Here is a 10,245-nt window from a genome sequence, read left to right on the forward strand (position 1 = left end):
ATGGTTATTTGTGGTGTCGGATGTTACCATCTGACACGGAAAACAGTAATATATTAAAGTTGTGGTTCCTGATGTTACCACCTGACACGGAAAAAGTTATAATAATCATGCTCACGCTCGTTTCCAACGAGTGTGAAATAACAAATCGTTTTTTTAACGATTAACTCTATTTTTTGCACAAAAGGTCTAGTACGATTTCTATCTTTTAGAAAAGCAATACCTGTGGTGCTTCGGTTCCAGCAGTCCCGCCCTTTGCTTAACCCCGATAAATGTTCTGTAATTAAATTCCAAACAAATCGGGGTAACGCTGTCGGTCGCCCGCCTGCACTGGCAGGGGTTTATTGAACCTAATTCTGTTGCGCTATCCAATTTCTCCGTGCTCATCCGTGTATCCGTGGCAAAAATATAAATGGGTTATTTTAGTGGTGTCTGATGTTACCATCTGACACAAATCCACTAAATTAGCCAGAAAAAAGTTTATCTAAAATAAGATGGTTCGTGCAGACACGAACCATGGCATAGATGAATTAAACCGTACCCCCGCTTCATAAAACCATTTTATATTTACTAATATTTTTAGTAAATTTGTTTTATGGAAAATCTATTTTTAGTGTGTTTAATTCCGCCAACTTCTATTTCAGAAGATATAGACGAAATCAGAACATACATTTCAGATAAATTTAATGTTCATGAATCATTAAAGCGTCCGGCACACATTACCTTATATCCTCCTGTAAAACTGACGGGATATGATGCAGAAAAGCGTTTTTTTAATGCTTTGGAAGAGACGTCTTTCCACAAACCTTTTACACAGGTACTCCGGAATTTCAATTCATTTCCGGAACATACCTTTTACCTCGATGTGGAGCAAAATGAAGGATTAATGCTCCTGGAAAAACAGGTAAACAAAGCACTACAACCTTTGAAACTGATTGAGAAAAGAGAAAAATTCAATCCACATTTAACCCTGGCGTTCAGAGATATCAAACCCGTTTTCAAACAGATTTGTACTGAATTCAAAGACCGAAAATTTAAACGGGAATTTTTGGTCTCATCTTTCTCTGTTTACAAGCACATGGATAAGAGATGGCAACCCTTTAAGGAATTTTCTTTCAAAGATCCTGAAACCAAACCCAGGGCATTAAACCTTTTTGATTGATTAAAACGGCATTCCGATACCAAAGTTGTATTGTATAAAACGATAGGTATCAGGTCCGTGAGTGGCATTATAGCTATTTTTGAAATCTCTTGCTCCAGATAAAAACTTACTGATGACCCATTGATCCGAACCTGCAAACTGAGGATCTTTAAGCTTCAGGCCCACATCAAACCTAAATACAAAGTATTGAACATCATATCTTAGCCCTACACCTGTACCAACAGCAAGCTGTTGCGCTAATTTACTTAATCTGAATATGGTTTGCTCGTCAAGTGAAGGACTGGCAACAAGAATTGATTCGCCTTTTCGCAGGTTCCATACATTACCGATATCAACAAATGCCGCACCTTTTAAGGTTGCACCTAAAAACTTCTTTGCCACGGTAAAACGGTATTCAAAATTGGTTTCAATCCGCATGGTTCCAAGTTGGTCGAGCCCAAAAAATGCCCTCCTTAGCGTATCACTGCGTAAAATACCTCTATCATAGTTCCCGGGACCGATGGTTCTTGCCTGCCAGGCTCTTATGCCACTTGATCCACCAGCAAAAAACTGCTTTTCAAAAGGTATACCCGTTAATACTGAATTTCCATAAGCATAAGCTACGCCTGCATTTAAACGCGCAATAAACTGTCGCTCGCCGCCCAGGTGTTTATACCATCTTAAGTCAACCTCAGGGCGCATGTATTGGTTAAATGGCAGACCTAAAATTCTTGCCGGTTGGTTATTTGCCGGATCACCTTTTTTGCCAATTAACGCGGAAATACCCTGCAACATATTTCCCGCAATATCCATTCCTGCCCTTAAGTAAACGAAAGACCGGTATTCATTTAATTTATTGGCATTTAAGGTATAGGTATATTTCATACCAAGCGTTAAATCTTTACGACCTAATAAGGTGGAGTAATAAAGATTGTTCAATACGGTTTGCGCATCCACGTTGGGATCAAGATAGCCAAAACGGTACTCAAAATTTAAAGGCGTGAAAGAATGTAATTTAGATTTGGTTTCAAACCAATCATAAGTGATTGAATTGATAAAGATTCTTCTAACCGAAACATCTTTTTGAAGCGCATAAATATAACTGGATGCAAAAGTAGTGTGCGGCATCCCATTCCCTCCTAAAACCGGATTGTAAAAAGGAATCAACAACCGTGGCACGGTAATACTCGAACTGATTGAAAAATCGCGCTGATAAATATCACTAAAGGGTTTTGCACCATTGCCAATTCTTGATTGCAAACCGCCCTTTACCTGAAGTTCAAAACGTTCTGCGCCCCTGAAAATATTGTTATTGGTATACGTATTTCCGATGGTAAACCCAACTGTACCACCATTAAACGGCACCTCTCCTTCCACCCGGTTACTCATTACCTTTTGAGGAATGAGCTGGATTACCGTATTAATTTTATTTGATGTACTGTCTCTGCGGTAATAATCGATTTTTACATTTTTAAAGATATTGAGTTCATATAACCGATCATAGGTGAGGTTTTCATTCCGGATATCATAAAGATCGCCCTGTTTCAGAAAATCATACCTTACAATAGGATTTCTTCGGTAACGCTTTGAAAAATCGGTAAAAATAATGCCATTAACGGTGTCCTTATTAAGCTTATAACGTACCGAATCGGGAAAACCGTCCGGGTTAGGCGCAATAATCATGTGGGTATAGCCGATATTGAACTGCCTGTGTTCGCCATTTTCAGGGTTGGTCACATTTAAGTTCAGATCAATTTTATTGGTTTTAGAAGTAGGTTCTGCACCATAAACGTCGAAATTAACATAGGGTCTTAAAAAATAAAAATATCCATTTTCTTTCATAATGCGGTAAATCTGCTCCCTTTCATAGGTTAGAGAATCTTCATCGTACTGCATTCCCTGATGTAAATGAGTTATTGCAGCTTTATTTGATTCGTAAAGACTTTTAATGTTGGCATTGGGTATAGAATCAGAAATTTTATCTATTGTATAAGCAGGTCCTGGTTTTGCGGTGAATACAATTTCAGCCTTTTTTTCTGCAACTTTTATCGCTGCTTTTACTTCGGCCCGGCGGTAGCCCTTACTTTTCAAGAACTTTTGTATCTGAGTTCGTGAAATTTCGACCAGTGTACTATCCAAAATGGCTGGCGGAGTACCGAAAGGTTTTATACCACTGGTTTTATACCGGCCATCTTTGGTATTGAAGAAATTGTATATTGGCACGTTAATGCTCAGCTTCGATGCTGGCCTGATGTCTTTCTGAACATAGTTATAAGCCTGTTCTTCAAATTTAGCATCTACACTATCAATAGTTACCTTTTTCACTATCGATTGATAATCTGCAATGTATTTGGTTGACGAGCAGGCCTGAATTAAAACAATAATAAATAGTAATATTGCAGTGCTTTTCAGTTTAATATTTATTGAGTTTTGGTATGCTTTCAAAATCACAGATTAGTTTTATAAAATCGTTACATCAAAAAAAATATCGTAGAGAACATGGTTTGTTTATTGTTGAGGGAATTAAATCCATACAAGAATTTTTCCAATCAAGCTACCAGATCCACACCATATTTTATAACAGCGAGCAATACAATTTGTTACCCAAATTGCCTGCAAATATAAACTTATTTGAAGTAAAGAACGCCGAATTAGAGAAGATTAGTACACTGCAAACGCCACAGGGTTTTTTAGCGCTTGTTCATATCCCTAAAAACAGCAAACTGGAACCAACTGAATTAAAAAATCAGTTTACCTTGGTATTGGATGGGGTGCAGGATCCTGGTAATATGGGCACTATCATCCGTACGGCAGATTGGTTTGGTTTTAAAAACATCATTTGTTCTGCAGATTGTGTCGAGATATACAATCCTAAAACGGTACAGGCCACCATGGGTTCTCTGGCCAGGATCAATATTTATGAGGGAGATTTACCGGCATTGCTGGAGAAAAATACCATCCCTGTATTTGGTGCACTATTAGATGGCAACTCGATCTACGAAACACAATGGGGAACTGAAGGACTGGTGATTTTGGGTAATGAGGGAAAGGGAATATCGGCAGAGGTGGTCAAAAAAATAAATAAACCGGTTACCATTCCGAGAGTTGGGCAAGCCGAATCGTTAAATGTTGCCGTAAGTGCAGCAATCTTTTGTGCTGAATTAGTGCGAGTTCGGAATTAAATCAGATATTTATTAAAATAATGTTTGCGCACTAACTAATAATTGCTATTTTTGCAGCCTTGAATTTAAGGTCGAGTGGCCGAGTGGCTAGGCAGAGGTCTGCAAAACCTTCTACAGCGGTTCGAATCCGCTCTCGACCTCCATTTGTACAAATAAAATAATTAAAAGGTTATTACCATGGCAGTTACCAGATTAAAAAGAAAAGACAGAAGAAATAAAAATACAGCTCACCAAGAGGTAGCATTTTTGAAAAGAGCAACTAACATCGAGTTAGGAAGCCGCTCTGCTCAACCTAAAAACGATCAATTAGCTAAAAACAACGCTGTTTTAGCTGCTTTGGCAAAATAGTTTTTAGAAATTTTTCTCAAAGATTTTAAAGCATCCTTCTGATCAAAGGATGCTTTTTTTATGCATTAGAATTTTTGATACCAGATAGCTATTTCGTGGCCAGCATCTTTCCTTCACGCTACCATTGACGGATCCAATAGAAGAATCGTCCTTTCGACTGGAGCGAGCCGGTTTTTCGCCGGCAGCGAAATGGAGAAATCTATAGAGACAGATTTCTCGACTGCGTTGCACTCCGCTCGAAATGACGAACCTTAGAAACGGTTGTCAATCATATTGATTTTTATACAATAAATCATCCCTCAGGATTGGCAATTTTATACTGATATGAGGTATTCAAAAAAATAATTGTAAAAACCCCAAACCCCGGTTAAATAAACCCGATTTAGCGTAAAACCCGAAGGCGAGGAACGAGCCAAGGCTTTGAAGCGATAGCGGGACTGAGATAGCCAATGAAATGCTGACGTTCATTTCCAAAATGTGAAAACTACCATATTTCGGCTATAATTTAGCAAGCTCATCATACTAAACTTATTTCAAGACCCGGAAGTAAATCCGACAGCTACTGGATCAGGGTTACAACTCCTTTAAACCAACGCTTTACAGATACTTTTGATCAATCCCGGTCCTTCGTAAATAAAACCGGTATACAACTGAATCAGACTGGCGCCTGCATCCAGTTTCTCTTGCGCATCTTTGGCCGAATGTATACCACCTACCCCGATAATCGGAAAAGCCTTATTCGATTTTTCTGAAAGATAACGGATTACCTCAGTTGAGCGTTCTTTAACAGGCTTTCCACTTAATCCACCGGTTTCGGCTTTTAAATGCTGCTCTGTAGCCAGGTTCTCCCTGCTGATGGTGGTATTGGTGGCAATAATGCCCGCTATTTTCGTTTCTGCCACAATTTCGATAATATCATCTAATTGCGCATCCGTTAAATCAGGTGCAATTTTCAATAAAATCGGACGAGAAATATTATTTTTTCGGTTGCGCTGCTGTAAGGTATTAAGAATTTTCTTAAGGGGCTCTTTTTCCTGCAGTTCACGTAAACCTGGGGTATTCGGCGAACTTACATTCACCACAAAATAATCTACCACATCAAACAAACGGTCGAAACATTTAATATAATCGCGTACCGCATCTTCATTTGGGGTAGCCTTGTTTTTACCGATATTTCCACCAACCACGATATCAGGATGTTTATCCTTTAACAATCGCAAGCGTTCTGCCATTACATCCACACCCTTATTGTTAAAGCCCATGCGGTTAATCAGTGCTTCATCGTTGGGTAATCTGAACATACGGGGCTTATCATTTCCGGGTTGCGGCATGGGTGTTACCGTACCTACCTCGATAAAACCAAAGCCTAAATTGCTGAGTGGCTCTACGTATTCGCCGTTTTTGTCAAATCCTGCGGCCAAACCAACAGGATTTCTAAATTTGATGCCAAAAACTTCGCGTTCCAAACCTTTGATATGCACATCAAAACTGCTACGGATAATGGTTTTACCGAGTGGAAAATTATCATTAAACCATTTTAAGCGTTTGACTACAAAATAATGTACATTTTCAGGGTCAAATTTGAAGAATATTGGTTTAATCAGGCGATACATGCCACGAAGATAAGAACTTATAGGTAAATATGGAAAAGGTTAATTGGTTCAGTAGCCATTTGTTCATTAGTCCAGGCGATAGTTCATAGTTGATGGTTTGATAGCCATGAGGGATAACCCAGCCTGCTATTGACCATAAAATAAAAACATTAACACTTATCTATAAACCGTTCCGCCAAAAACCATGAACCAGCAAACCCTAAACCAACCAACCAATAATCCTAATCCGCCTACCTGTAAACCAATAACCAGTGAACTAACGACGAGCTAGTACGCTGCCGTAAACTGCTCCTGGTGGTGTGCGTTATTTTCCAGCTCATCAGCAATCACAATCGCCAAATCTTCTACTGATAATATAGAACGGCCTTCGTCATTAAAAACCGGACTGGTTTTGCCCAATCGATATTTCCCTGTACGGCCGATGGTGATCCCCTGATGCATTTCAATTGCCGGACTAAAAAACAACCAGTCTAATTCTTTTTCCTCTTTCAGCGTGTTAAAATAATCCCTTACTGCGGTTGCGCCTGGTTTGATCTCGGCAGGAAAATCAGGTCCATCTACAATCTGGTGACCGTCAATCTGCAATGTACCTGCTCCACCTATGAAAATATAACGTTTAACGCCAGATGCTTTTACCCCAGCCTGAATGGCATTTGCGCCTTCAATCGTATCGTTATACAAGTTTGGATTGGTCCACCCGGCATTAAAGGCACTGATTACCGCATCAGCACCTTTTAAAGCATTAGCCAGTTCCTCTGTGTTCAGAACATCTACTGCTACTTTATCTACTTTGGCATCGCTGCTGTCAATTTTGGCGATATCGCGCGCAATGGCAATCACTTCGTTTCCACGGCTTACCAGTTCATTTAAAATCGCTTTACCTACAAATCCCGAGGCGCCTATTAATGCTACTTTCATCTGATTTAATTTTTAATTGATGTATCTATTTAAATTGTAATGTTTTTTATTACAGTTATATTTAAAAAAAATTATTCAAATCTGGCGGCAAAATCTGCCAATGTTTGTTTAGCCAAATTGTTCATCAGTGCTTGCTCTGCAGCGCTGTACAACGCATCCAAATGCTGATTGATCTGCCTGCCTATCGGACATTTGGGATTAGGTTCATTTTTATGTTGCCCTAAAATTTTGCTGCCGCTTACTGATTGATAAACTTCGCCCAGGTTAATATCTTTGGCATCTTTTGCCAGAAATGAGCCTCCCCCCTTACCTTCTTTACTCTCCACAAAACCATGTTTACGTAAATTCATGATTTCCTTGCGCACTAAAACAGGGTTGACATTGATGCTTCCGGCCAGGTAAGCCGAACTCACTACAGTACCTTTGGCCTCATTTAATAAGGTTAAAATGTGTAAGGCAATCGGAAACCTGCTTGTACTCATTCTGTAATTATTTTTATTACAGTACAAAGGTAAGAAGGTTTTATAGAAATCAAAATATATTTTAAAATTCCATAACAACAGCTTCTCCACTTCCCTACCGTTGAATGATTTTAAAAATCTCCTTCATTTCGACTGTAGCGCAGCGAAATGCCTGCCCGTACAGGCGGGGAGAAATCTTTGAACTATGTAGAAAGATTTCACCACTGCGGTCGAAATGACGACTTTTCGAGGCTTATCATTTCGCTAGGATTCTTCTGTCACTGATATTGATCAGAATAACAGTTTTCCCTATTTAACTTTCCCCCTGAGAAAAGCCTTTAAATTTCGTACTTTTGCAGCCGAAATGATTTCAATAAACAATTTAACTTTCCTGATTGGCTCAAGGGCCTTATACGATGACGCAAACTGGCACATCAAACCTGGCGACAGAGCCGGTTTAATTGGTGCCAATGGAACAGGAAAATCAACACTTTTAAAAATAATTGTCGGCGAGTATGCACCGAGTTCGGGTACGGTTTCCATGTCTAAAGACCTGAAAATTGGTTACTTAAACCAGGATCTGCTTTCTTACGATTCGCACCATAGCATTTTGCACGTGGCCATGGAAGCTTTTGAGCGCCAGAACCAGTTGCATGATGAAATTGAAGAACTGCTTAAAAAAATTGAGACTGATTACAGCGAAGAGGTTTTATTTAAGTTAAGTGATAAACAACAAGAATTTGAAGCCCTTGACGGTTACAACATTGAGTACAGGGCCAACGAAATTTTGGCTGGTTTAGGCTTTAGTACGGCAGACCAATTACGCCCCTTAAATACCTTTTCCGGAGGTTGGCGGATGCGGGTAATGCTGGCTAAAATCTTATTGCAAACACCTGATATCTTATTGCTCGATGAGCCGACCAACCACATGGATTTACCTTCCATCAAATGGCTGGAAAACTATTTAATGAGTTTTGAAGGTGCCATCGTAATTGTATCTCACGATCGGTATTTCCTGGACAAGATTGTAAACCGTACGGTAGAATCGCGCAAAGGCAAATTGACCGTATATGCGGGTAACTACAGTTTTTATGTAGAAGAAAAAGCCATGCGCAGCGAAATCCAAAAGGGAGAATTTAAGAACCAGCAGGCTAAAATTAAACAGGAAGAGCGTTTAATTGAGCGTTTCAAAGCCAAGGCGAGTAAGGCTAAAATGGCCCAGTCGCGGATGAAAGCTTTAGACAGGATGGAGCGTATTGATGATGTGGATGATGAAAACCCTACCGTAAATTTTGCTTTTAAATTTTCTAAACCATCGGGCAGGCATGTGGTACGTATCGAGCATGCCCATAAAAGTTATCCAAATGTGCATATTCTGGATGATGCCGAAGGTGTGATCGAAAAAGGAGATAAAATTGCCCTGATCGGTGCTAACGGAAAAGGTAAATCTACTTTATTGAGGATGATTGCCGGAGCTGAAAAATTTGAAGGTTTCTGCGAAACCGGTCATAATGTAACCACTACTTTCTTTGCGCAGCACCAGTTAGAATCGCTGCATCTGGAGAATTCAATTTTGGAAGAACTACAGGCCTTTGCACCCAAACATACTGATACCGAATTGCGCAGCATTTTAGGTTGTTTCCTGTTTACCGGCGATGATGTTTTCAAAAAGATCAAGGTACTTTCGGGAGGGGAAAAATCGCGTGTGGCCCTGGCGAAATCTTTAACTACAGATTCAAATTTCCTGATCCTGGATGAGCCAACCAACCACCTGGATATCCAATCGGTAAACATCCTGATCCAGGCCTTGCAACAATTTGAAGGTACTTTCATTACAGTTTCCCACGATAGGTATTTTCTGGATAATGTAGCCAATAAAATCTGGTTTATCGAAAATGGCAAGATCAAACAATATCCCGGCACTTATGCCGAATATGAAGAATGGAATAGCAAAAGGGTTATCCCTGCAGCTAAACCTATTCCGGTTAAAATGCCCGAAAAACCAAAGGAACAGCCAAAACCGGCTACCCCTAACACGGCTAATCAGTTAAAAAAGCTGAACGACGAATTGCAAAAAACAGAAAAACTGATTACCGAACTGGAGCAAAATGTAAAAAACATTGAAGCAGAACTGGCCGACGAGAATGTTTACGCCAAAGCCGATAAACTGGCTGAAGCCAACAAACGTTACCTGGCAACGAAACAGGAGTTAGATCACAGCCAAACTAAATGGGAAACACTGGCAGCTGAGATCATGGAGCTTGAAGGTTAGTTTAAGCGCAAGTTGGTAAGATATAGCCGCTCCGATTTACATCAGGACGGCTTTTTTTTGCCATGGAAACTCAGAACCACAGAGAAAATTTTTTCTGTCATGCTGAGGCACGAAGCATCTTTTTATAGGTTGCAGATGCTTCGTACCTACCATTGACGTTATTTTGCAATTGCCTATTAATGAGTAACTTGCGAAACCTATGCATTTCGGCGTAGCTAGGCCGTAGCACCGTATCTCCGTTCCGCTTAAATCCGGCCTAACAAATTTTTCGGGCTCCACTGACAAAGCCATCCCACTGGCTTCGAAAGAAAAA

At 39.9% G+C, this 10,245-nt stretch carries 8 protein-coding genes and 1 tRNA gene; 5 read left to right on the forward strand and 4 right to left on the reverse strand.

Translation table 11 applies throughout. The features are described 5' to 3' along the window. Positions 1–592: 592 nt before the first annotated feature. A complete protein-coding gene (locus tag QZ738_RS05955) occupies positions 593–1,159 on the forward strand; it encodes a 2'-5' RNA ligase family protein (RefSeq protein ID WP_293785642.1) in 567 nt (188 codons plus the stop codon). Here QZ738_RS05955 and QZ738_RS05960 read toward each other — a convergent pair whose 3' ends face one another. Next, a complete protein-coding gene (locus tag QZ738_RS05960; protein WP_293785643.1) occupies positions 1,160–3,583 on the reverse strand; it encodes a BamA/TamA family outer membrane protein in 2,424 nt (807 codons plus the stop codon). It lies immediately after the preceding gene. Between QZ738_RS05960 and QZ738_RS05965 the strand changes: the two genes are divergently transcribed. The 3 genes from QZ738_RS05965 (at position 3,574) to QZ738_RS05975 (ending at position 4,668) form a co-directional block, all read left to right on the forward strand. Continuing rightward, positions 3,574–4,320, forward strand: a complete 747-nt coding sequence (locus QZ738_RS05965) for an RNA methyltransferase (protein ID WP_293785644.1) — start codon at positions 3,574–3,576, stop codon at positions 4,318–4,320. The two genes, QZ738_RS05960 and QZ738_RS05965, sit on opposite strands and share 10 nt — an antisense overlap. 69 nt (positions 4,321–4,389) lie before the next feature. Further along, positions 4,390–4,463 (forward strand) — tRNA-Cys (locus QZ738_RS05970). Between the two features lie 34 nt (positions 4,464–4,497). Continuing rightward, on the forward strand, positions 4,498–4,668 hold the full coding sequence (locus QZ738_RS05975; RefSeq protein ID WP_029275070.1) for a hypothetical protein: 171 nt from the start codon (positions 4,498–4,500) through the stop codon (positions 4,666–4,668). A 584-nt stretch (positions 4,669–5,252) separates the two neighbouring features. On the opposite strand, the gene QZ738_RS05980 is transcribed toward QZ738_RS05975, so the two are convergent. From QZ738_RS05980 to QZ738_RS05990, 3 genes are all read right to left on the reverse strand, one after another. Next, positions 5,253–6,281, reverse strand: a complete 1,029-nt coding sequence (locus tag QZ738_RS05980) for a quinone-dependent dihydroorotate dehydrogenase (RefSeq protein ID WP_293785645.1) — start codon at positions 6,279–6,281, stop codon at positions 5,253–5,255. Positions 6,282–6,548: 267 nt separating this feature from the next. Beyond that, on the reverse strand, positions 6,549–7,199 hold the full coding sequence (locus QZ738_RS05985; protein WP_293785646.1) for an NAD(P)-dependent oxidoreductase: 651 nt from the start codon (positions 7,197–7,199) through the stop codon (positions 6,549–6,551). 71 nt (positions 7,200–7,270) lie between these two features. Beyond that, positions 7,271–7,681: an Rrf2 family transcriptional regulator gene (locus QZ738_RS05990; protein ID WP_293785647.1), complete on the reverse strand. Its 411-nt coding sequence runs from the start codon at positions 7,679–7,681 to the stop codon at positions 7,271–7,273. A 343-nt stretch (positions 7,682–8,024) separates the two neighbouring features. Between QZ738_RS05990 and QZ738_RS05995 the strand changes: the two genes are divergently transcribed. Further along, positions 8,025–9,932, forward strand: coding sequence for an ABC-F family ATP-binding cassette domain-containing protein (locus tag QZ738_RS05995; RefSeq protein ID WP_293785648.1), 1,908 nt, complete (start codon positions 8,025–8,027; stop codon positions 9,930–9,932). The last annotated feature ends 313 nt before the right edge of the window (positions 9,933–10,245 follow it).

It is taken from the genome of uncultured Pedobacter sp. (assembly GCF_913776295.1).
Classification (GTDB): domain Bacteria; phylum Bacteroidota; class Bacteroidia; order Sphingobacteriales; family Sphingobacteriaceae; genus Pedobacter.

What these genes read in the sequence shown, in the direction of transcription:
- QZ738_RS05985 (WP_293785646.1), bottom strand. Translation starts at nt 7,199, where the DNA reads ATGAAAGTAGCATTAATAGGCGCCTCGGGATTTGTAGGTAAAGCGATT.
- QZ738_RS05965 (WP_293785644.1), top strand. Translation starts at nt 3,574, where the DNA reads ATGCTTTCAAAATCACAGATTAGTTTTATAAAATCGTTACATCAAAAA.
- QZ738_RS05980 (WP_293785645.1), bottom strand. Translation starts at nt 6,281, where the DNA reads ATGTATCGCCTGATTAAACCAATATTCTTCAAATTTGACCCTGAAAAT.
- QZ738_RS05975 (WP_029275070.1), top strand. Translation starts at nt 4,498, where the DNA reads ATGGCAGTTACCAGATTAAAAAGAAAAGACAGAAGAAATAAAAATACA.
- QZ738_RS05995 (WP_293785648.1), top strand. Translation starts at nt 8,025, where the DNA reads ATGATTTCAATAAACAATTTAACTTTCCTGATTGGCTCAAGGGCCTTA.
- QZ738_RS05990 (WP_293785647.1), bottom strand. Translation starts at nt 7,681, where the DNA reads ATGAGTACAAGCAGGTTTCCGATTGCCTTACACATTTTAACCTTATTA.
- QZ738_RS05955 (WP_293785642.1), top strand. Translation starts at nt 593, where the DNA reads ATGGAAAATCTATTTTTAGTGTGTTTAATTCCGCCAACTTCTATTTCA.